Annotated in this window: 21 protein-coding genes; 7 read left to right on the forward strand and 14 right to left on the reverse strand. The window is 68.6% G+C overall.

The annotated features are described in order from the left end of the window. Nucleotides 1–29 precede the first annotated feature (29 nt). Together tyrS and P6144_RS02375 are read right to left on the reverse strand one after the other, a co-directional pair. A complete protein-coding gene (tyrS, locus tag P6144_RS02370; RefSeq protein WP_277766114.1) occupies nucleotides 30–1,256 on the reverse strand; it encodes a tyrosine--tRNA ligase in 1,227 nt (408 codons plus the stop codon). After that, nucleotides 1,253–2,197, reverse strand: a complete 945-nt coding sequence (locus tag P6144_RS02375; protein ID WP_277766115.1) for a DMT family transporter — start codon at nucleotides 2,195–2,197, stop codon at nucleotides 1,253–1,255. The genes tyrS and P6144_RS02375 overlap by 4 nt, the downstream gene beginning before the upstream one ends. A gap of 50 nt (nucleotides 2,198–2,247) precedes the next feature. On the opposite strand from P6144_RS02375, the gene P6144_RS02380 reads away from it, so the two are divergent. Beyond that, nucleotides 2,248–2,769, forward strand: a complete 522-nt coding sequence (locus P6144_RS02380; protein WP_277766116.1) for a DOMON-like domain-containing protein — start codon at nucleotides 2,248–2,250, stop codon at nucleotides 2,767–2,769. A 5-nt stretch (nucleotides 2,770–2,774) separates the two neighbouring features. Here the strand turns inward: P6144_RS02380 and P6144_RS02385 are convergent, their stop codons facing one another. Next, nucleotides 2,775–3,281 carry a DUF4126 family protein gene (locus P6144_RS02385; RefSeq protein ID WP_277766117.1) on the reverse strand — a complete coding sequence of 169 codons (507 nt, stop codon included), beginning with the start codon at nucleotides 3,279–3,281 and terminating at the stop codon, nucleotides 2,775–2,777. A 91-nt stretch (nucleotides 3,282–3,372) separates the two neighbouring features. On the opposite strand from P6144_RS02385, the gene P6144_RS02390 reads away from it, so the two are divergent. The 4 genes from P6144_RS02390 to P6144_RS02405 all read left to right on the forward strand — a co-directional run bounded on the left by P6144_RS02390 (nucleotide 3,373) and on the right by P6144_RS02405 (nucleotide 8,401). Further along, entirely contained in the window at nucleotides 3,373–4,569 is a 1,197-nt protein-coding gene (locus P6144_RS02390; RefSeq protein ID WP_277766118.1) for a DUF1343 domain-containing protein, read from the forward strand. 122 nt (nucleotides 4,570–4,691) lie between these two features. Then, nucleotides 4,692–5,867 (forward strand): hypothetical protein, encoded by a 1,176-nt coding sequence (locus tag P6144_RS02395; RefSeq protein ID WP_277766119.1) that lies wholly within the window; start codon nucleotides 4,692–4,694, stop codon nucleotides 5,865–5,867. 36 nt (nucleotides 5,868–5,903) lie between these two features. Next, a complete protein-coding gene (locus P6144_RS02400) occupies nucleotides 5,904–7,004 on the forward strand; it encodes a DUF2336 domain-containing protein (protein ID WP_277766120.1) in 1,101 nt (366 codons plus the stop codon). After that, complete coding sequence (locus tag P6144_RS02405) at nucleotides 7,001–8,401, forward strand: ATP-binding protein (protein WP_277766121.1); 1,401 nt, start codon at nucleotides 7,001–7,003, stop codon at nucleotides 8,399–8,401. Before P6144_RS02400 ends, P6144_RS02405 begins: the two co-directional genes overlap by 4 nt. 61 nt (nucleotides 8,402–8,462) lie before the next feature. On the opposite strand, the gene P6144_RS02410 is transcribed toward P6144_RS02405, so the two are convergent. The 4 genes from P6144_RS02410 to gltX all read right to left on the reverse strand — a co-directional run bounded on the left by P6144_RS02410 (nucleotide 8,463) and on the right by gltX (nucleotide 11,947). Continuing rightward, the gene (locus tag P6144_RS02410) at nucleotides 8,463–8,753 is read right to left on the reverse strand and encodes a hypothetical protein (RefSeq protein ID WP_277766122.1); all 291 of its coding nucleotides are present in this window, start codon (nucleotides 8,751–8,753) and stop codon (nucleotides 8,463–8,465) included. A 93-nt stretch (nucleotides 8,754–8,846) separates the two neighbouring features. After that, a complete protein-coding gene (locus P6144_RS02415; protein WP_277766123.1) occupies nucleotides 8,847–9,086 on the reverse strand; it encodes a hypothetical protein in 240 nt (79 codons plus the stop codon). A 116-nt stretch (nucleotides 9,087–9,202) separates the two neighbouring features. After that, nucleotides 9,203–10,486, reverse strand: a complete 1,284-nt coding sequence (locus P6144_RS02420; RefSeq protein ID WP_277766124.1) for a citrate synthase — start codon at nucleotides 10,484–10,486, stop codon at nucleotides 9,203–9,205. Nucleotides 10,487–10,519: 33 nt separating this feature from the next. Continuing rightward, nucleotides 10,520–11,947 carry a glutamate--tRNA ligase gene (gene gltX, locus P6144_RS02425; RefSeq protein WP_277766125.1) on the reverse strand — a complete coding sequence of 476 codons (1,428 nt, stop codon included), beginning with the start codon at nucleotides 11,945–11,947 and terminating at the stop codon, nucleotides 10,520–10,522. 82 nt (nucleotides 11,948–12,029) lie between these two features. Here gltX and P6144_RS02430 point away from each other — a divergent pair, with 82 nt between their 5' ends. Then, complete coding sequence (locus P6144_RS02430; RefSeq protein WP_277766126.1) at nucleotides 12,030–14,156, forward strand: ComEC/Rec2 family competence protein; 2,127 nt, start codon at nucleotides 12,030–12,032, stop codon at nucleotides 14,154–14,156. Nucleotides 14,157–14,188: 32 nt separating this feature from the next. After that, nucleotides 14,189–14,893: an EF-hand domain-containing protein gene (locus P6144_RS02435; protein WP_277766127.1), complete on the forward strand. Its 705-nt coding sequence runs from the start codon at nucleotides 14,189–14,191 to the stop codon at nucleotides 14,891–14,893. 4 nt (nucleotides 14,894–14,897) lie between these two features. Here P6144_RS02435 and lexA read toward each other — a convergent pair whose 3' ends face one another. The 7 genes from lexA to trpD all read right to left on the reverse strand — a co-directional run bounded on the left by lexA (nucleotide 14,898) and on the right by trpD (nucleotide 21,220). Beyond that, a complete protein-coding gene (gene lexA, locus P6144_RS02440; RefSeq protein ID WP_277766128.1) occupies nucleotides 14,898–15,590 on the reverse strand; it encodes a transcriptional repressor LexA in 693 nt (230 codons plus the stop codon). A 58-nt stretch (nucleotides 15,591–15,648) separates the two neighbouring features. Further along, a complete protein-coding gene (gene glp / locus P6144_RS02445; protein ID WP_277766129.1) occupies nucleotides 15,649–16,833 on the reverse strand; it encodes a gephyrin-like molybdotransferase Glp in 1,185 nt (394 codons plus the stop codon). Between the two features lie 138 nt (nucleotides 16,834–16,971). After that, nucleotides 16,972–17,922 carry a PilZ domain-containing protein gene (locus P6144_RS02450; RefSeq protein WP_277766130.1) on the reverse strand — a complete coding sequence of 317 codons (951 nt, stop codon included), beginning with the start codon at nucleotides 17,920–17,922 and terminating at the stop codon, nucleotides 16,972–16,974. Nucleotides 17,923–18,027: 105 nt separating this feature from the next. Beyond that, a complete protein-coding gene (locus P6144_RS02455) occupies nucleotides 18,028–18,681 on the reverse strand; it encodes a glutathione S-transferase family protein (RefSeq protein WP_277766131.1) in 654 nt (217 codons plus the stop codon). Between the two features lie 149 nt (nucleotides 18,682–18,830). Beyond that, nucleotides 18,831–19,301 carry a cyclic pyranopterin monophosphate synthase MoaC gene (gene moaC, locus P6144_RS02460; RefSeq protein WP_277766132.1) on the reverse strand — a complete coding sequence of 157 codons (471 nt, stop codon included), beginning with the start codon at nucleotides 19,299–19,301 and terminating at the stop codon, nucleotides 18,831–18,833. Nucleotides 19,302–19,436: 135 nt separating this feature from the next. Beyond that, nucleotides 19,437–20,228, reverse strand: coding sequence for an indole-3-glycerol phosphate synthase TrpC (trpC, locus tag P6144_RS02465; RefSeq protein WP_277766133.1), 792 nt, complete (start codon nucleotides 20,226–20,228; stop codon nucleotides 19,437–19,439). Continuing rightward, nucleotides 20,228–21,220 carry an anthranilate phosphoribosyltransferase gene (gene trpD / locus P6144_RS02470; RefSeq protein WP_277766134.1) on the reverse strand — a complete coding sequence of 331 codons (993 nt, stop codon included), beginning with the start codon at nucleotides 21,218–21,220 and terminating at the stop codon, nucleotides 20,228–20,230. Before trpD ends, trpC begins: the two co-directional genes overlap by 1 nt. Nucleotides 21,221–21,236 lie beyond the last annotated feature (16 nt).

The raw sequence follows: 21,236 nt of genomic DNA on the forward strand, positions 1-21,236 counted from the left end.
AACATCAACTTATCAGACAATCCGGAAATTTACGCAGAAACCAGCAGGCCGTGCTTCTTCTTGCCGAAGCTGAGCTTGACTTGTTGCGTGACCGAAATGGCCTGCATCGGATCGCTCACCACCTGATCGTCGATCCGGATCGCACCTTCGGCCACCTTGCGGCGGGCCTCGCCCTTGGACGGGCAGAGGCCGAGCGCGACCAGCGCATCCGCCACCGTGATGCTGCCGCCCTCGACCGCGAAGGTCGGGAGCGAGCCGCCGGCCGAGCCTTCCTCGAACACCTTGCGCGCGGTGTCGGCGGCTTCCTCGGCAGCGGCGCGGCCGCGGCACATCGCGGTGGCCTCGTTGGCGAGGATCTTCTTGGCCTCGTTGATCTCGGCGCCTTCGAGCGCTTCGAGGCGGGCGATCTCGTCGAGCGGCAGATCGGTGAACAGGCGCAGGAAGCGGCCGACGTCGCGATCATCGGTGTTGCGCCAGAACTGCCAGTAATCGAAGTGGGGCAGCTGATCGGCGTTGAGCCAGACGGCGCCCGACATGGTCTTGCCCATCTTGCCGCCGTCCGCCGTGGTGATCAGCGGGGTGGTGACGCCATAGACTTCGGTGCCGTCGACGCGGCGCGACAGCTCGATGCCGTTGACGATGTTGCCCCACTGGTCCGAGCCGCCCATCTGGACGCGGCAGCCGGCACGGCGCGACAGCTCCAGGAAGTCATAGGCCTGGAGGATCATGTAGTTGAACTCGAGGAAACTCAGCGACTGCTCGCGCTCGAGGCGCAGCTTGACCGAATCGAAGCTGAGCATCCGGTTGACCGAGAAATGCTGGCCATAGTCGCGCAGGAAGGGGAGATATTCGAGCGCGTCGAGCCATTCGGCATTGTCGAGCATCACCGCGTCGGTGGGGCCGTCACCGAAGGTGAGGAAATTCTCGAACACGGTCTTGATCGAGGCGATGTTGGCATTGATCGTATCGACCGTCATCAGCTTGCGCGCCTCGTCCTTGAACGAGGGATCGCCGACCTTGCCGGTGCCGCCGCCCATCAGGACGATCGGCTTGTGGCCGGCCTGCTGCAGGCGGCGCAGGAGCATGATCTGGACGAGGCTGCCGACGTGCAGCGACGGCGCCGTCGGATCGAAGCCGATATAGCCGGGCACGATCTGCTTGGCGGCGAGCGCGTCGAGGCCCTCCGGGTCGGTCACCTGGTGGATATAGCCGCGGGTGGAGAGCAGGCGGAGCAGATCGGACGTGAATTCGGTCATGGTTCGGGCCGCATAGCCGAGGCGGAGGGGCGCGTCACCATCCAGATGCCGGCGCAGACGAGCAGCAGCGCGGCGAGATAGCTCCAGCGCAGGATCGATTCGCCGAGGAAGAGCGCCGAGAGGGCGACGCCGAACACCGGGATCAGGAAGTTGAAGGCGGCGATCAGCCCGACGGGGTTATGCTTGAGCAGCAGGCTCCACAGCGCGAAGGCGACCGAGGATAGCAGCGCGAGATAGAGCAGCAGCGCGGCGGAGGGCGGGGTAGCGGCTGCCAGCTGCCCGCCGCCGGCGAGGCCGGTGCCGGTGAGCAGCAGCCCGCCGATCAGGAGCTGCCAGCCGGTCATCACCAGCGGATCCAGGTCGCGTGACAGCCGCTTGCCGTAGATCGATGCGGCGGCGAGGACGAAGGCGGCGAGGATCACGAAGCCTTCGCCGATCAGGCGGAAATCGAAGTCGAAATGGCCCTTGGCGCCGCCGAGGTTGACCACCACCACGCCGAGAAAGCCGATCAGGCAGCCGAGCGCCTTGCGGCCGGTCAGCCGGTCGTCGGCATAGAGGAAATGCGCGAGCACCACGCTGAAGAACACGCCGGTGCCGTTCATGATCGAGGATTTGACCCCGGTCGCATGGGCGAGGCCGACATAGAAGAAGACATATTGCACGGCGGTCTGGGTGAGGCCGAGCAGGGCGACCTGGCCCCATTGCCGGCGGTTGAGCGCCAGCACCGGCCTGCGCAGGGCCGCTGCCGCCGCGATCAGGAAAATGCCTGCCAGCGCAAAGCGATAGCCCGCGAACAGCAGCTGCGCGGCGGTGTCCGCCCGGCCGATGCCGAACAGGACATAGCCGGTCTTGATCGCCGGATAGGCGCTGCCCCACAGCAGGCAGCACAATGTGGCGATCAGGAAGACGCCGCTACGGCGCTGGTAGAAAGGACTGGACACGCCGGGCCCGTAACGCATCTTCGCGCGCGTACAAACCGCCAGGTCAAAGCATGCTCCTTCGCGTTCCGCTTGTGCCGCATCCCGACTTCCCGAGCGCGATCGATCGCATCGAGGTGAAGGTGACCCGGTTTGCCCCGCATCTGCTGGGGCTGCGCTATTTCGTGTTCGGCCCGCTCAAGAAGCTGGTGATTCCGCCTGCCGCGGAGCAGCCGGAGCGGCGCGACGAATTGTGGAAGACCACCTGCTTCGAAGCGTTCGTGCGCGGCGAGGGGGAGAGCTATTACGAGCTCAACTTCGCGCCGTCGGGCGATTGGGCGGCCTATGGCTTCACCGGCTATCGCCAGGGCATGGCGGACGCCAAGGTGACCAACCCGCATGCCGTGTGGAAGGACGGCGGCGTGCTGGCGGCGGAAGTGGAGCTGCCGCTCGACGGGCCCTGGCGGCTGGCGATCACCGCGGTGATCGAGGAGAAGCGCGGGCGCAAATCCTATTGGTCCGCCGCGCATGGCGAGGGCGCGCCCGATTTCCACGCCGATGCCGGTTTCGTGGTCGATCTGCCGGCGCTCGGCTGACGCGATCAGGCCGGAGCGCTGTGTCCCGGGGTGGCGGGCGTCGTGAAATGGGTGAGGCGATCCGGGAAGGGCGCGATCGCGGCGGCCGTCGCGGCAGACAGGGTCAGCGCATCCTCGACCAGCCCCGTCGCGACCTGGTGCTTGCCGTTCATCGCCCGCATCCGCAGCGCATAGCTGGCATAGGAGGCGAGAGCGGCGGTGGCGCCGGCGACGACCCCGGCGGCGAAGCGGTGGTTGCGCGGCGCCATCACCATGCCGGCAAAGGCGGCGTTCCAGCTGCGCACGAGGACCGCCGGGGTGATGATGCGATCGGGCGCGCTGCGCTGCTTGTCGCCGACCAGTTCATAGGCGGCGAGTGCCGTGGTGCCGAGCGAGATCAGCGGATGGGCCAGGAAGCGGGGCGCGGCATTGCCGGCAGGAAGCCGCCCGGTGCGTGCCGCGTTCGCTACCACGGCGAGCGGGGTGATGGCGCGTGCGCCGGCTGCTAGGCCCATCAGAACGGATCGGATCATGTCATGCTCCCACGGTTTCACAGGCTCAACCGACGAGGCGGCGCGACGATCCGGCTTGCGTCGCGCCCCGCTTCCCGGCACCCAGCGGCACATGAAATTCGGCATCGACCGGCTGCTCGCCGACCCTGAGCTTCGCAAACCCCTGGAAGGCAAGCGCGTGGCGCTGCTCGCGCATCCGGCCTCGGTGACGGCGGACCTGACGCACTCGCTCGATGCGCTGGTGGCGAGCGGGCTCAACGTATCGGCGGTGTTCGGCCCGCAGCACGGCGTGCGCGGCGACCTGCAGGACAATATGATGGAATCGCCGGACTATACCGATCCCACCTATGGGATGCCGGTGTTCAGCCTCTATGGCGAGGTCCGCCGGCCGACCGGCCAGTCGATGGGCACGTTCGACGTGATGCTGATCGACCTGCAGGACGTTGGCTGCCGCATCTACACCTTCGTCACCACCCTGCTCTATGTGCTCGAGGCCGCCGCCCAGCACGGCAAGAGCGTGTGGGTGCTCGATCGCCCCAATCCCGCCGGGCGCCCGGTGGAAGGCACGACCCTGCTGCCGGGCTGGGAGAGCTTTGTCGGCGCGGGGCCGATGCCGATGCGCCACGGCATGACCCTGGGCGAGATGGGGCACTGGTTCATCGCGCAGTTCGGGCTGGACGTCGATTACCGGGTAATCGCGATGGAAGGCTGGCAGCCCGATGCGGCGCCCGGCTTCGGCTGGCCGCCAGAGCGCCCCTGGATCAACCCGAGCCCCAATGCCGCCAACGTCAACATGGCGCGCGCCTATGCCGGGACGGTGATGCTGGAGGGGACTCTGCTCTCCGAAGGGCGCGGCACCACGCGGCCGCTCGAGCTGTTCGGCGCGCCCGACATCGATGCGAAGCAGGTGATCGCCGAGATGCACCGCCTGGCCCCTGAATGGACCGCGGGCTGCACGTTGCGCGACATCTGGTTCCAGCCGACCTTCCACAAGCATGTGGGCGCGCTGTGCTCGGGCGTGTTCATCCATGCCGAGGGGGCGGGCTATGATCATCAAGCCTTCAAGCCGTGGCGGCTCCAGGCTTTGGGCTTCAAGGCGATCCGCAACCTTTACGGCGACTACCCGCTGTGGCGCGATTTCCCGTACGAATATGTGTTCGACAAGCTGGCGATCGACGTGATCAACGGCGGCACCGACCTGCGCGAATGGGTCGACGATGCCGCCGCCGCGCCGGGTGACCTCGAGGCGCGCACCGCGCCGGACGAGGCGGCGTGGATCGAGTCCCGTGCCGGGCATCTGATCTACTAACCGTCATTCCCGCGAAGGCGGGAATCCATTCTTCCTGCAGTGCCAATGGATCCCCGCCGTCGCGGGGATGACGAAAGGAAGCGGATTTGCTTGTCGTGTCTGAACCGCCTAACCACCGCCACATGCTCGCGGGGCTCATATTTGCTGTCGAGGAGGCGGAAGGCCGCCCGGGTACGCTGATGGCGACATTGCCGTTCGGCGGGATGACGCTGCTCGAATATCAGGCGCGGCTGCTGTTTGGCGCCGGCGCGGAGCAGGTGCTGGTCGCAGTCGGCAAGATGACGCCGGCGCTGCTGACCGCGGTCAACCGTGCGGCCAAGCGGCATCCCCGGATCGAGATCGTTCGATCGGCTGAGGAAGCCGCCGAGAAGATCACTCCGGGCGCGCAGGTGCTGGTGATGGCCGACGGCCTGGTCACCACCGATCCGGTGATGGACAAGATGGCGAAGGCGGGCGGCGAAGCGCTGCTCGTCACCGACGATCCGACTTCGCCCGCCGCGATCGAGCGGCTCGACATGCGCGACAGCTGGGCAGGGGTGGCGCGGATCACGCTCGACCAGCTCGGCCAGATCGCCCAGATGCCCGAGGATTACGACTTCCAGTCGGCACTGCTGCGCGTTGCCGCGCAATCGGGTGCGGAGCATGTGCCGCTCACCGCGGGCTGGCTGAAGGGCGGCCATGCGGTGGAGCGCAGCGTCGAAGGGCTGGCCGCGCGCAACACCGGCGTGCTCGCCGCGCTGACCGAGCGCCGCACCGACTGGGCGGACCGCTGGGTGTTCACCCGCGCAGCCCGCATCGTGCTGCCCGAGCTGGTGGGCCGCAACGTGCCCGGCTGGGCAGTGAGCATCGCTGGCGGCGTGGTTTCGGCTGCGGCGCTGGTCCTCACCGCGATGCGCTGGGAAGGGGCGGGCGCCGTCGTCGCGCTGATCGGCACCGCGACACTGGCCACCGGTGCGGCGATGGCGGTTCTCCGCGGCGAGGAAAGGCGGGCGCAGCTGCTCGAATGGGCGATCTTCGCGCTGTTTGGCCTGATCGCGCTCCTGATGGGCTGGGCCGAATATGCCGCGACGCTGAGCACCACGCCGCCGGTGCTCGCGCTGATTGCCGCAGCTGCGCAACTGCTCGTCGAGCGCGTGCCCGCGCGGCCGAAGCGCTGGTGGGCCAGCCCCTCGGCGCATCTGCTTGTTTTGGCGCCCTTTGCCCTGGCCGGGTTCGCGACGATCGGCCTTGCTGCAGTTGCGATATATTCCTTCGCAACCCTCGCGGCAGCAGTTGAGAGCACGCGCGAAAAAGCTTAGTCTCGTCTTAAGGACATTTCCGTTAGCTTGGGGTCGATGTCGGATAATCCCGTCGACATGCGCGATGGCCTGGCCGTCAGCGCCCGGGAGCTGCTTGCACGTGCGGCGGCTGCGGAGCTGCGCGCCTATAAGGGTCTGATGGTCGCCGTCGAAGATTTCTTTCTGCCCGAGGAGGCACGGCTCGACGAGCATAGCCGCGCAGGCCTGGCCGCGCTGTTGCGCAGCCTTGTGGAGACGGTGGAGGGCGAAATCCGCGAGCATGCGGTGCGTCTGCTCACCGGGCGCGGCGAATCGGCGCTGGTCGCGGCGCTGATCGAGCCGGGCACTTCGGTGCTCATCCGGCTGTGGCATTCGGGCCTGCTGCGCGACGGCGAGCTGATGGCGGAGCTGATCGCCCGCGTCCGCCAGGAGATGCTGGGCGCGGCGCTGCCGATGAGCGCGCCGGACGATCCCGAGCGCCCCAGCCTGATCAACCGATTCGTCCAGCATCCCGATCGTGTGGTCGCCGCGAGCGCGATGGCGGTGCTGATCGCCGAAAGCCGGCGCAGGACAAGTCCCGATACGGGACAGTACCAGACCGAGCTGCCCGCCGAGCTGCATCACAAGCTGGTGTGGTGGACCGCGGCCGCCCTTCGCGAACGTGTGGAAGGCAGCCGCGAGGCGCTCGACCAGGCGCTGTGCGACGCTGCCCAGCGCAGCCTCTCGGCCTATGACGAGGGTGACCGGCTCGAGGCCGCCGCCATGCGCTTCGCCGCCGCGATCGATGCCCAGCCGGGCGAACTGGCCGGCATGTTCGCCGAGGCGCTGGGCGATCGGCGGATCGTGCTGTTCATTGCGCTGCTCGGCCATGCGCTGGGCGTACCCTATGCGCTCGCCCGCGACCTGGTGCTCGATCCGGCCGGCGAGCGGCTGTGGCTGGCGCTGCGCGCGCTGGAGATCGGCCGCGAGGGCGTTGCCCAGATCGGTTATGCGCTGAGCGAAGCCGATCCGCGCCGCGATCTCGAGAAGTTCGCCGATACGCTCGACACCATCGCCGCGATCCCGCCCGCCGAGGCGCGTGCCGCGCTGGCACCGCTCAAGCTCGATCCCGATTATCGCGCCGCGCTGATCGCCCTCCAGCGGGGCGGCGCGAAGTGAACGTGATCGACCCCTCCTTGCCCCTGGCGATCGGCCGGCTCGATGCCGAAGGCCGGCTGCTCGATGCCGAAGCGCGGCTGTTCGAACTGAACATGCGCGCGGGCGGCACGATCGGCACCCCGCTCGCGGTGCCGCAGATCGCCACGCTGGCGCGCCTTGCCCAGCGGCTGGGCATCGCCATCTCGCGCAACGTGATCGCCGCCGACGGCGAGGACGACCTGGAGCTGTGGGTCCGTGCCGAGCCCGATCAGGGCGGCGTCCGCCTCGAGGTCAGCGGCTGGCGGCTGCGGCCGGGCTGGCGCGCGCCGGCGAGCGAGCCCGAGCGCGACGGGGACTTCTTCCGTTCCGCGGCAGACTGGCTGTGGGAAACCGATGCGTCGCTGCGCATCACCTTCCTCTCGATCGAGGCCGGCGCTCGCTACGGCTTCGACAGCTCGGCGATGCTCGGACAGCCGCTGACCCGGCTGTTCCGCCTCGAGCAGGACGAGAGCGGCGAGCTGCCGATCCTCACTGCCGTCGCCGCCCAGGGGCGGTTCGACGGGCAGAAGGCCGAATTGCGCGGGACGGGCCGGATGGTCCGCCTTGCCGCGACGCCGCGCACCGATCCGGGCGGGCGCTTCGCCGGCTTTGTCGGCGCTGCGCACATGCTCGATCAGGCGGTGCCCGCCGCGCCCAAGGTAGATGCGCCGGTGCCCGCGGCTGCGGTGCCGTTCGGCGGCTTCCCCGATTCGTTCAGCCAGCGGCTCGATCGCGCCCTGCGCGGGCCACTCGGCAAGATCATCGCCAACGCCGATTCGATCAGCGCACAGACCGAGGGGCCGCTCAAGCCCGACTATGCCGAATATGCGAGCGACATCGCCAATGCCGGGCGCCACCTGCTCGGGCTGGTCGACGATCTGGTCGACCTCCAGGCGATCGAGCGCGACGATTTCGATACCGCCGACGAGGCGATCGACCTGGCCGATGTCGCGCGCCGCGCCGCCGGGCTGCTCGCCGTGCGCGCGGCCCAGGCCGAGGTGCGGATCGATCGCCCGGCGATGGACGAGGGGCTGCCCGTCCATGGCGAGTTCCGCCGCGCGCTGCAGGTGCTGGTCAACCTGATCGGCAATGCGGTGCGCTATTCGCCGCCGGGCGCGATGGTGTGGATCCGGATCGAGCGCGACGAGGCGCGCGGCCATGTGATCGTCGCCGACCAGGGCAAGGGCATCGCCCATGCCGATCAGGACAAGATCTTCGAGAAGTTCGGCCGCGTCGACCCGACCGAGCCGGGCGGATCGGGCTTGGGCCTCTACATCGCCCGCCGCCTGGCCCGCGCGATGGGCGGTGACCTGGTGGTGGACAGCGCACCGGGGCAGGGCGCCCGCTTCGTGTTCAGCCTGCCGATCCGGCAGCAATAGCAGCAACAAGGGCGCCCGCCATTTCCGGCGGACGCCCCATCGGCCTCCTCAGGCCTGTCGCTTAGCGACGATAGCAGACCGTCACGCGGCGGTGATGGCGCCATTCGGTGCGGCAATAGCGATGCGGCCGATGATAGCGGCCACGGTTGTAGTAGCGGCCGCGATCATAGCGATGATGGCGGTCGTACCGGTCATGACGGTCGCGATAGCGCCAGTCCTGTGCGGCAGGGGCCGCGGCAGCCAGCGCGATCACGCTGGTGGTGGGAACCGGTGCGGCCGCCGCCGGGGTGGCAGCGCTCGCGACGCCAACGGTGGCCAGGGCGGCCGCGGCGATCAGCTTGGCAAGGTTCATCGTAACTCTCCATTCCTCTCTTCCCGCATGAGCAGAACGATAGGGGCGCGATCGAGTCGCGTTGCTGAACCGGGTTGTACGCTGAGGTTAAGGTTAATCGCGTTCGGCTGCGCGCTTCGTCGCCTTGCGTTCGGCCCGCGTGGGGACGAGCCGGACGCCGCCGATCAGGATCGCGCTGAGCGCAGCGATGATCGCGCCGCGGATCACCCAGGCCTGGCTGCCGATCATCGGGCTGGAGACGGGCGCGCGCAGCACCCCGAGCCCCTGGAGCATGAACACCAGCCCGGCGATCACGCCCAGGATGCCGATGAGGATCAGGATGTTCTGGCGCATTCTGCGACTCCGTGAGCGAGGTCGCGTGATGGTTAACCGAAAACGCCGCCCCCGCGAAGGCAGGGACGGCGTTATCCTGATTTCGTCATCCCGGCGTTCGCCGGGGTGACGGCTCGTTAGCGCTTGCCGACCGGCACGTAGTCGCGCTGCACCGGGCCGGTGTAGAGCTGGCGCGGGCGGCCGATCTTCTGCTCGGGATCCGAGATCATCTCGTTCCACTGCGCGACCCAGCCCACGGTGCGGGCCAGCGCGAAGAGTGCGGTGAACATCGTGGTCGGGAAGCCGATCGCCGAGAGGATGACGCCCGAATAGAAGTCGACGTTCGGGAACAGCTTCTTCTCGATGAAGTACGGATCGCTGAGCGCCATTTCCTCGAGCTGGAGGGCGACCTCGAAGACCGGATCGTTGACCTTGAGCGCTTCGAACACCTCGCGCACGGTCTTCTGCATCACGGTCGCGCGCGGATCGTAGTTCTTATAGACGCGGTGGCCGAAGCCCATCAGGCGGAACGGATCGTTCTTGTCCTTGGCGCGCGCGATGTACTCGGGGATGCGCTCCGGACGGCCGATCTCGCGCAGCATGTTGAGCGCCGCCTCGTTGGCGCCGCCATGCGCCGGGCCCCACAGGCAGGCGATGCCGGCCGCGATGCAGGCGAACGGGTTGGCGCCCGACGAACCGGCGAGGCGCACGGTCGAGGTCGAGGCGTTCTGCTCGTGATCGGCATGGAGGATGAAGATGCGGTCGAGCGCCTTCTCCACCACCGGGTTCACCTCATACTCCTCCGCCGGCACGCCGAAGGTCATGCGCAGGAAGTTGCCGGTGTAGCTCAGCGAGTTGTCCGGATAGAGGAAGGGCTGGCCGACCGAATACTTGTAGGCCATCGCCGCGATCGTCGGCATCTTCGCGATCAGGCGATGCGACGCGATCATGCGCTGCTTCGGATCGGTGATGTCGGTCGAGTCGTGGTAGAAGGCCGAGAGCGCGCCGGCGACGCCGCACATCACCGCCATCGGGTGCGCATCGCGACGGAAGCCGCGATAGAAGGTCGCGAGCTGCTCGTGCAGCATCGTGTGGCGGGTGATCGTGTTCTCGAACTTGGTGAGCTCTTCCTGGTTCGGCAGCTCGCCGTTCAGCAACAGGTAGCTGACTTCCATGAAGCTCGACTGCTCGGCGAGCTGGCCGATCGGATAGCCGCGGTGGAGCAGCACGCCCTGGTCGCCGTCGATATAGGTCAGGCCCGATTCGCACGACGCCGTCGACGTGAAGCCGGGGTCATAGGTGAACATGCCGGTCTGGCCGTAGAGCTTGCGGATGTCGATGACATCCGGTCCGACGCTGCCCGACAGGACCGGATACTCAACATCCTTCCCCGGAACCTGCAGCTTCGCGGTGTCGCTCATAACGTTCGTCCTTAGTCTGGGCCAAACCTGGGATCAGGCCGGCACGGTCATCTGGTCTGCGATACGGGCCAGGCTCTCCTCGCGTCCCAGCAGCGCCAGGACGTCGAAGATGCCCGGGGACGTCCGGCGCCCGGTGAGCGCGGCGCGCAGAGGCTGCGCAGTCGCACCGAGCTTGACACCCGCATCTTCCGCGACGGTGCGTACCGCCGCTTCGAGCGCCTCCGTATCCCAGCTTTCCACGCCGTCAAGCGCGGTGTGCAGCTGAGCGAGAAGGGCTCGCGCGTCGCCCTCTAGCAGAGGCTTTGCGTCCTCGTCCAATTCCAGTGGGCGAGTGCGAAACAGGAAGGCTGCGCCTTCCGCCAATTCGAGGAGATTCGCGGCGCGCGGCTTCAGTGCGGCCATGCTGCGGCGCAGAAGATCGCGCTGCGATTCCGAAATTTCGAAACCGAGTCGCGCGGCGACCAGATCGGCCAGGCGATCGTCGTCGGCGGCGCGGATATAATGGCCGTTGAGGCTCTCCAACTTCTTGAGGTCGAAGCGCGACGGGCTGCGGCCGACTCCGGCCAGCTCGAACCACGCGATCGCCTGCTCGCGGCTGATGATCTCGTCGTCGCCATGCCCCCAGCCGAGGCGGAGGAGATAGTTGGACAGCGCCTCCGGCAGGATGCCGAGCTGGTCGCGATATTCGTCGACCGCCACCGCGTTCTTCCGCTTCGACATCTTGGTGCCGTCCGGATTGAAGATCAGCGGAATGTGCGCGTATTCCGGCTCTTCCCAGCCCATCGCGCGATAGATCGGCAGCTGACGGAACGCGTTGTTCAGGTGATCGTCGCCGCGGATGACATGCGTCACGCCCATGTCGTGATCGTCGACCACCACTGCGAGCATGTAGGTCGGCGTACCGTCCGAGCGGAGCAGGACGAGATCGTCAAGCTCGCTGTTGTTGACGGTCACCGCGCCCTGGACATGGTCCTCGATCGTCACCGCGCCTTCGCGCGGCGCCTTGAGGCGGATGACATAGGGCGCGCCCGCGGGGGCTTCGCTCTCGTCGCGATCGCGCCAGCGGCCGTCATAGCGCAGCGGCTGCTTGTTCGCCTTCTGCTCGGCGCGCATCGCCTCGAGTTCTTCGGCGGTGGCGAAGCATTTGTAGGCGTGACCATTGGCGAGCATCGCGCGCGCGACTTCGGCATGCCGCTCGGCACGCGAGAACTGATAGACCTCGTCGCCGTCCCAATCGAGGTTCAGCCAGCGCATCCCGTCGAGGATCGCGGCGATCGCCGGTTCGGTCGAGCGCGCGCGATCGGTATCCTCGATGCGCAGCAGGAACTTGCCGCCGTGATGGCGGGCGAACAGCAGGTTGAACAGCGCGGTTCGCGCGCCGCCGATGTGAAGGAAACCCGTAGGCGACGGCGCGAACCGCGTGACGACCTGTTTCGCGCCCGTATCAGATGTTGCGCCCAACCGCGCTTGCTCCCAGACTAGATTTTCGATGGCCCATTCAGCCGCCGAGGGCGCCCCTAGCACGGGGTCTTCCTCCCTTCAAATGGGAGCGGGGGCGGTATTTCGCCAGATCGCGGCGGCGATCGAGCAACGGCTCGAAGCGGAGCGGGCGCAACTGCCGCTCTGGATCCCGGTAGCGCTGGGCGCGGGGATCACGGCCTGGTTCCTGCTGCCCGATGCCCCGCGCTGGACCGGATTCCTGCTGGCGAGCGGTGCGGTGGCGCTGCTCGGGCTCGCGCTGCCCGGGCGATTGGGGCGGGGGCTGCTGATCGGCGGGCTCGCCATGGCCGCGGGTTGCGCGCTGATCTGGTGGCGGGCGGAGCGTGTCGCAGCGCCGGTGCTGGCCCGACCTGCTGTGGTGGAGATGACGGCGCGCGTCGTGCGGGTCGAGCGGCTGCCGGCGCGCGAGATCGTACGCGTGACGCTGTTGCCGGGGCGCCGCGACTTGCCGCCGCGCGTACGGGTGAACTTGCCGATCGAGGACGTGCCCGCCGGGCTGGCGCGCGATGCGGTGGTGAAGCTGCGTGCCCGGCTGATGCCGCCCGCCGAGGCTTCGGTGCCGGGCGGCTATGATTTCGCCCGCTCGGCCTGGTTCGCGGGGCTCGGAGCAACCGGCAAGGGTTTCGCGCCAGTGGAAGTCGTCACGCCGGCCACTGCGCCGGCGGCGGACCTGCGCGCCGCGCTTTCGGCGCACATCCAGGCGCGCATCGACGGCAGCGCGGGCGGTATCGCCAGCGCGCTTGCCACCGGTGACCAAGGCGCCATTGCCACCGACGATGTCGAGGCGATGCAGCGTTCGGGCCTTGCCCATCTTCTCTCGGTGAGCGGACTGCACGTGACGGCGGTGACGGCCGCGGCGATGCTGCTCGTGCTCAAGCTGCTCGCACTCAGTCCTACCCTGGCGCTGCGCTGGCGGCTGCCATTGGTCGCGGCCGGGGCGGGGGCGCTTGCCGCGATCGGCTATACCTGGCTCACCGGGGCCGAGGTGCCGACGATCCGCTCCTGTGTCGCCGCGCTGCTGGTGCTGCTGGCGCTCAGCCTGGGGCGCGAGGCGATCACGCTCAGGCTGGTCGCCGCGGGCGCCGTGCTCGTGCTGCTGCTCTGGCCCGAGGCGCTGGCGGGCGCGAGCTTCCAGCTCAGTTTCGCGGCAGTGACCGCCATCGTGGCGCTGCACGAGAGCCCGCGGATGGAGCGCTGGTTCGGCAAGCGCGAGGAGAGCCGGCTTGCGGCATGGTCGCGGGGGCTGGGCTCGCTGTTGCTCACCGGCGTCGCGGTGGAGCTGGCGCTGATGCCGATCGGGCTGTTCCATTTCCACCAGGCGGGCATTTACGGCGCGCTGGCCAATATCGTCGCTATCCCGCTGACGACCTTCGTGATCATGCCGCTCGAGGCACTGGCGCTGCTGCTCGACATGGCGGGCCTCGGCGCGCCGGCCTGGTGGCTGACCGAGCGGGCGCTGGCGCTGCTCCTCTGGATCGCACGCACCACCGCCGCGGCGCCCGGCGCGGTTGCCGCCTTTCCGACCATGCCGGGCGGCGCATTCGCCCTGATGGTCGCCGGCGGGCTTTGGCTGGCCCTGTGGCGTACCGGCATGCGCTGGGCGGGCGCGCTGCCGCTGGCGCTGGGCCTTGGCTGGATGCTCGCCACGCCCGCACCGGACCTGATCGTCACCGGCGACGGCCGGCACCTGGCGATCCGCATGGCCGATGGCAGCATGGCGCTGCTGCGCGACCGGGCGGGGGATTATACCCGCGACATGCTGGCCGAGACCGGCGGCAGCGACATGGAGCCGGTCCTGCTGTCGGAGCAGCCGGGCGCGCGCTGCAGCCCGGACGCCTGCCTGATCGAGCATCGCGCCGGCGATCGGATCTGGCGCGTGGCGGCGACGCGAAGCGGCTATACCTTGCCCTGGGCGGAGTTCGTGGCGCTGTGCCGCAGCGTCGACGTGATGATCAGCGACCGCCGCCTGCCCGCGGGCTGCACGCCGCGCTGGCTCAAGCTCGACCGGCCGGCGCTGGCGCGAACCGGGGGCGTGGCGATCGCCTTTGCCAGCGGCCGGGTGACGATGGTGCGGGGCGCCGGCCAGCATCCCTGGCTGCATCCGGACAAGGTGCAACCGCCTTATGTGCCCGAACCCGGAAACGCCGCTGTCCGGACACGAAATCACTAGCGTCGGTGGAAGGTTGGAGCTTTGCTTTTGCCATGATCAGGACCCCGAAAAAGAGCGACACGATCGAGGTGCGTCTGCCGCATGCGGTGAAGCGCATCTTCATGGAGCGATGCCGGGCCGAAGGGCGCACCGCCAGCGACGTGGTGCGCGGCTTCATCGAGGCGCAACTGGCCGGAGAAGTGCCGCCGCCAGCCGCCCCATCGGCGGCGCGGCGCTGGTTCCGTCCGGCCGCTGCGGGGGCGATGCTCGGCGCGCTGGCGTTGGCCATGCCCTTCGCCGTGACCGCCGCACCGGATTTTCGGCCCAGCTTCGCGGTGGCCGATCGCAACCATGACGGGCTGCTGACTCCCGACGAATATGGCGCTCGGCCGCAGCCGTCCGGCCGGGAATGCGGCGCGCATCATGTGCTGGCGCTGCCGCTGCGCGATGCGTCAATCCCGCACCCGCGCGGCCTGCGGCCCTTCGTCATCGGCGTCGCGGATTTCAGCTTCGCCGGCACCGATGCGAACGGCGACGGCAAGGTGAGCTTTGCCGAATATGCCGCGCATCGCCTCAAGATGCTGCGCGCCGGCTTCGACGAACTCGATACCAATCGCGACGGTAGCCTGACGCCCAGCGAATATGCCACCGCCTGGAAGATCTTCAGCTTCCGCGGAGATCAGCCCGATCTGGCGCCGTTCCAGGAACTCGACCGCAACGGAGACGGGAAGGTCGGCTGGACCGAGTTCCTGGCCTGAACGATCAGTATTTCCGCAGCAGACCCGCGAGGCGGCCCTGCACGCGGACCTGGTCGGGGCGGTAGCGCTGGGGGTTGTAGTCGCGGTTCGCCGGATCGAGCCGGATCATCGCGCCTTCCTTGCGGAAATACTTCAGCGTCGCCTCATTGTCATCGATCAGCGCCACGACGATTTCGCCGTCGCGTGCCGTCTCGGTGCGGCGGATCAGCGCATAGTCGCCGTCGAGAATGCCGGCCTCGACCATCGAGTCGCCTGCCACTTCGAGCGCATAATGCTCGCCCGAGCCCAGAAGGGCTGCGGGGACGGGGAGGGTCGCCGAATCCTGGAGCGCCTCGATCGGCGTGCCCGCCGCGATACGGCCGTGCAGCGGAATCTCGATCACGTCATTGGCCGGCGCAGGCAGCGTCGCGGGTGCGGAAGTTGACGAAGTTGATGCCACGGGCGCCGTGACCTTGGCGCCTGCGCCCTTCTTGGCCTCGCCGCGCTCCGGCATGCGCAGCACTTCGAGCGCGCGGGCGCGGTTGGGCAGGCGGCGGATGAACTCGCGTTCCTCCAGCGCGGAAATCAGACGATGCACGCCCGACTTCGACTTGAGATCGAGCGCTTCCTTCATTTCCTCGAACGAAGGCGACACGCCGGTCTCGGCAAGCCGGTCGGCAATGAAGCAGATGAGCTCGTGCTGCTTGCGCGTGAGCATCCCGTTTCTCCTGGCGTGGAACAGACTGCGAACGTTTATGCAATGTTCCGCGCGCTTGTCAAGCGATGTCGAGGATTTCTGCCGAGTCGCCCGTTTTCGCCTCCGGAGCCCCTGCCGGGCGCACGATCAGGCAGGTGGCGCGCGCCAGCGTACGCAGCATCGAGCTGTCCTGGATCGTCGCGGCATGCGCGCGCCCGTCGATCAGCTCGGCGCGGAGATAGTCGGCGCGTGGGCCGGTGGCGGGGAGTGCCTCGCCGAGCGGGACGATGCGCGGCCTGGGCAGCGGGTCGGCGGCGCCGGCCAGTCGCGCGATCAGCGGGCGGACGAACAGCGTGGCGGTGACGAAGGCGGAGACCGGATTGCCCGGCAGCCCCAGCACGAGGGCATCGCCCAGCCGGCCCGCCATCATCGGCTTGCCGGGGCGGACCGCAACCTTCCAGAAATCGATGTCCGCGCCCGCTGCCTCGAGCGCAGGCCGGACCAGATCGTGATCGCCGACCGAGGCACCGCCGGTGGTGACGAGCAGGTCGCAGTCGAGCGCGCGGAACGCCGCTTCGAGCGCGGCGCGATCATCGGGCAGGATGCCGAGATCGATCAGTTCCACCGGCAGGTCCGCGAGCAGCGCGGCGAGCAGCAGCCGGTTGGTCTCGGGAATCTGGTCCGGGCCGAGCGGCGCGCCGGGCGGCGCCAGCTCGTCGCCGGTCGAGAGCAGGGCGACGCGGACCCTCCGGCGGACGGGGAGTTCGGTATGGCCGGCGATCGCCGCCAGCGCCAGGCGGGCGGGAGTGATGCGCGTGCCCGCGGCGATGATCATCTCTCCTTCGGCGAAGTCGAGCCCCCGCGGGCGCACGCTGCCGCCCAGGCGGAGCGGGCCTTCGCCGGTGAGGGTGAGGCGTGCGCCGTCGCGCTCGGCTTCTTCCTGGATCAACACGGTGTCCGCGCCGGGGGGCAGCGGCGCGCCGGTGAAGATGCGCACGGCCTGGCCGGGGGCGACCTCGCCCGCGAAGCCGCGGCCGGCAGCGCTTTCGCCGATCACCTGCCACGGGCCGGGCAAGTCGGCGAAGCGGATCGCATAGCCGTCCATCGAGGAGAGATCGGAGGCGGGCTGGGTGCGCAGCGCGGCGACGTTGCGCGCGGCGTAGTAGCCGGCGGCCTGGGCTAGCGGGCGGAGCTCCTCCGGCAGCGGCGTGGCCAGGGCGAACAGGTGTTGCTGGGCTTCGGCGACGGGAAGGAGGGCGGGCATTTAGCGGGACTAAGCCATCCCCATTCCACCGTCACCCTGAACTTGTTTCAGGGTCCAACGCGCCTCAAGCGATATCGCTCGTGGGAAATTGGATGCTGAAACAAGTTCAGCATGACGAACTATGAGGTCATCATCCGCTCAGTGCGGGTTGGCGATCAGCCCCAGGTCGCGCGGCTTGAGCGGCAGGCGGAACTCGCAGAGATAGCGGTTGCGCTCGTCGCTCTCGATCACCGAGGCCGGGCCGCCGCCGATATGCGGCAGCGAGATCCACAGCTGCGCACCTGTGGCGAAGGGGGCGCTCGTCTCGAACTCGACCATCTGCGGCGTGATCGCGCGCAGCTTGACGTTCCACCAGCGCACGCCCTCGCGCACCCGCGCCGGCGCGTCGAGGCGGATCGCCTGCTTGTCCGGGATCAGGCCGTTGGGCTCGTTCATCATCGCCATGCGCGTGTGGTGCGGCGGCGTCTGCTGCACCTGGCGCAGCCAGGGCATCAGCATCTGCCAGGGGATGTCCTCGTCGAACGAGACGCCGGCGAGGTTGCCCTGCGACCATTTCACCACGCCGTCGAGCGGGCGCAGGCCGTCGAAATTGATCTGGACCGCATCGCCGACCTGGAGCGCGATGTCGGTCTCGAAGCCGCAGCCGCCCTGGGAGAGGTTGCGGCTGCGGGTGAATTCCACCTGGTTGCCGCGGCGCACGCAGATCGTCTGGTGCAGCTCGACGCGCGGCACGCTGCGGCGCTCGGCGGGCAGGGCGGCGAGGTTGCGGGCGATCGTGCCGATCACGTCGATCGGTGCGTCGAACAGGAAGCCGGCCGAGCCCTGTTCGGTCCAGCCGATCCGGCCCGGCAGCGACTGGCCGTGGGCGAGCTCGAGGTGCAGCGCTTCGCTTTCGACCACTTCGCCGTCGAGCTGGAGCATCGCGCCGGCTGCGCTCAGCTTGCGGATCGTGCAGGCGAGGCGGCTGCTCGCGCCGACCAGTGTGGCGGCGTCGAAGGCAGCATGTTCGGCGGGTTCGGACAGCGCGTGCGCTGCCGGCGGTTCGGCCGAGAGGCTGAAAATGGTGGAGGACGCAAGTCCCTGTCGCATAACTGATTTTTCCCGCCCCGGCGCCCGTGCGGATAGTGCGGCTCAGGGTCTGAAGGCGGGGTTAATCCGCAGGGTTGCGGAATCCCTAATGCACCCCTGAAACGATCAGTCGCGGTCGGGCGCGCCGAGGGGGAAATAGCCGCGATAGGGTCGCGCTTCCTCGACGCAGCGCGACACCGAGGGCCGGGCGAGCAGCCGGGCGCGATAGGCGCGCAGGTTCGCGTATTGCTCCGGAATGCGATGCACCCAATCGGCGTAGAAGAGCGACGGGGCGGCGGCGCAATCGGCGAGCGAGAAGCGGCTGCCCACCGCCCATTTGCGGCCCGCGAGATGCGCATCGAGCCAGGCATAGATCTTGTCGAGCCGCGCCTTGGCCTCGTCGATGCCGGCGGGATCGCGCCGTTCCTCGGGGCGCAGCGCGTCGGCCACGGGCACCTGCATCGCACCCATCACGTAATTGTCGAAGATCCGGTCGAGCATCCGCACCTGTACGGCGAGATCGGCATCGGCGGGGATCAGCGGGACCGGGCCGGGATGATGGACGTGGAGATATTCGATCACCGCGGTCGCCTCGACGACGGTGCGGTCATCCTCGGCCAGGACCGGGAACAGCTTGAGCGGCCAGCGGGCTTCCAGCTCCTCCGCGGCACCCGGCTCCTCGAGGTTGCGGAAGGTGAAGGGGATGCCGTTCTCGTAAAAGGCGATCAGCGCCTTCCAGGTGTAGGAAGAGAAGGGGTGGCCGAAGAGCTGGAGGGGCATGGCGTCCTCTAATAGTTAGGTTTTAGGCTAAGTATATCGACGCGCTGATGTTGTCACGCATTTTCCCGTCATCTCCGCGCAGGCGGGGATCCAGGATTTTCCGCAGTCTCGCTTGTGGCTCTGGATCTCCGCCTGCGCGGGGATGACGGTTAGGGGGCCGCCCAGTCGCCCGATTTGCCGCCCTTCTTGGAAAGCAGCCGGATCTCGCCGATCACCATCGCCTTATCGAGCGCCTTGGCCATGTCGTAGAGCGTGAGCAGTGCGGTGGAGACTGCGGTGAGCGCTTCCATCTCGACACCGGTCTGCGCCTCGGTGGCGGCGGTGGCGGTGACCGTCACGCCGGTCTCGTCGGGCGCGAGATCGACAGCGACCCTGGTCAGCGGCAGCGGGTGGCAGAGCGGGATCAGTTCGGCGGTGCGCTTGGCGGCCATGATCCCGGCGATGCGCGCGGTGGCGAGCACGTCGCCCTTCTTTACGGCGCCGGCGCGGATCGCCGCGGCCGCCTCTGCCGACATGGTTATCCGGCCGCTGGCGACCGCCTCGCGCGCGGTGACGGCCTTGCCCGCGACATCGACCATGCGCGCGGCGCCGGCCTCGTCGAGGTGGGTGAGGTTCGTCATTCCCCCTCTCCCCGTCGGGGAGAGGGAAGGAGCCGACGAAGTCGGCGGGAGGGAGAGGGGCAGTAATGGAGAGTGCGTCGCACTTCCCCTCTCCCCGGCCCTCTCCCCGGAGGGGAGAGGGAGAAGATCGTTTCCCTATTCACCCACCAACGCCCGGGTCGCCGCCTCGACATCGGCTTGGCGCATGAGGGACTCGCCGACCAGGAAGCAGCGGATGTCGTGCGCGGCCATCGCGTCGAGATCGGCGCGGCTGTTGAGCCCGCTTTCCGCGACGAAGGTGCAGTCCTTCGGAGCATGGCTGACCAGCTCATAGGTCTTCTGCACATCGACTTCGAAGGTCTTGAGATTGCGGTTGTTCACCCCGATCAGGCGTGACCTGAGCTTGAGCGCGCGCTCGAGTTCCTGGGCATCGTGTACCTCGACCAGCACGTCCATGCCCAGGCTCATCGCCGACTCCTCGATCTCGGCCATCTGGCCGTCCTCGAGCGCGGCGACGATGATCAGGATCGCGTCGGCCCCGATCGCGCGCGATTCGAGCGCCTGCCAGGGATCGACCATGAAGTCCTTGCGGATCACCGGCAGGTCGCAGGCGGCGCGGGCGGCGATCAGATAGTCCTCATGCCCCTGGAAATATTCCTGGTCGGTCAGCACCGAGAGGCAGGCGGCGCCGCCGGCCTGATAGGCGCGGGCATGCGCCGGCGGATCGAAATCGGCGCGGATTAGCCCCCTGGACGGGCTGGCTTTCTTGATCTCGGCGATCAGGCCATAGCCCCCCGCCGCGGCCCTGGCGTCGAGCGCTGCCTTGAAGCCGCGCGGTGGCGTGCGGGTGAGCGCCATGCCGTGCAGGTCCGCCACCGGCACTGCCTTGCGGCGCGTGGCGACTTCGTCGTGCTTGGTGGCGATAATGGTATCGAGGATCGTGGACATCAGAAGGCGATCCAGCAGTCGAGCAGCGCCTTGGCAAGGCCCTTGTCGATCGTCTCGGCAGCTTCCTCGGCACCTTCGCGCAAGTCGCTGGCCTCGCCGGCGATGACGAAGGCGGCGGCGGCGTTGAGCAGCACGGCATCGCGATAGGGGCCGGGCTCGCCTTCGAGCAGGCGGCGCAGCGCGAGCGCGTTGTACTCCGGGCCGCCACCGCGGATCGCGGCGAGCGGGTGGCGGGGCAGGCCGGCATCCTCGGGCGTGATCCGCGACGGCAGGCCCGAGCTGCCGATGCTCACCACCACGCTGGCATGTTCGGTGGAAAGCTCGTCCAGACCTTCCTCGCCCGAGACGATTGCGGCGCTGTCGACGCCGAGCTGCTGAAGCGCTTCGGCATAGATCGGTGCATAGTCCGGCCGGGCGATGCCGATCAGCTGGCGGCGGACATGGGCAGGGTTCGCCAGCGGGCCCATCAGGTTGAAGATGGTGCGGCGGCCGATCCGGCGGCGCAGCGGGCCGATCCGGGCGAGCGAGGGGTGGTGCGCCTGGGCGAAGAGGAAGGCGATGCCGAGCTCGTGCAGCGATTCCTGCGCACGGGCGCCGGCGCGGTCGAGATCGAGGCCAAGCGCCTCGAGCGTGTCCGCGGCGCCCGACTTGGACGAGGCGGCGCGGTTGCCGTGCTTGGCGACCGGCACACCGGCGGCGGCGACGACCAGGCTGACGGCGGTCGAGACGTTGAGCGTGTGGTGCCCGTCGCCGCCGGTGCCGCACACATCGATCGCGCCTTCGGGCGCGGTGATCGGGATCACCCGGTTGCGCATCGCGCGCGCCGCCTCGGCGATCTCGACGCTGGTCTCGCCGCGCTCCGAAAGCGCGATCAGGAAGCGCTCGATCTCGGGCTCGGGCACGTTACCGTCGAGAATGTCGGCAAAGGCCTGGGCGGCGGACTCGCGGGCGAGCGGCGATGCGGGATCGGGGAGGAGGGTAAAGGTGGTCACGCGCGCTCTATCGCGC

It is taken from the genome of Sphingomonas sp. HITSZ_GF (assembly GCF_029543155.1).
Classification (GTDB): Bacteria; Pseudomonadota; Alphaproteobacteria; order Sphingomonadales; family Sphingomonadaceae; genus Sphingomonas.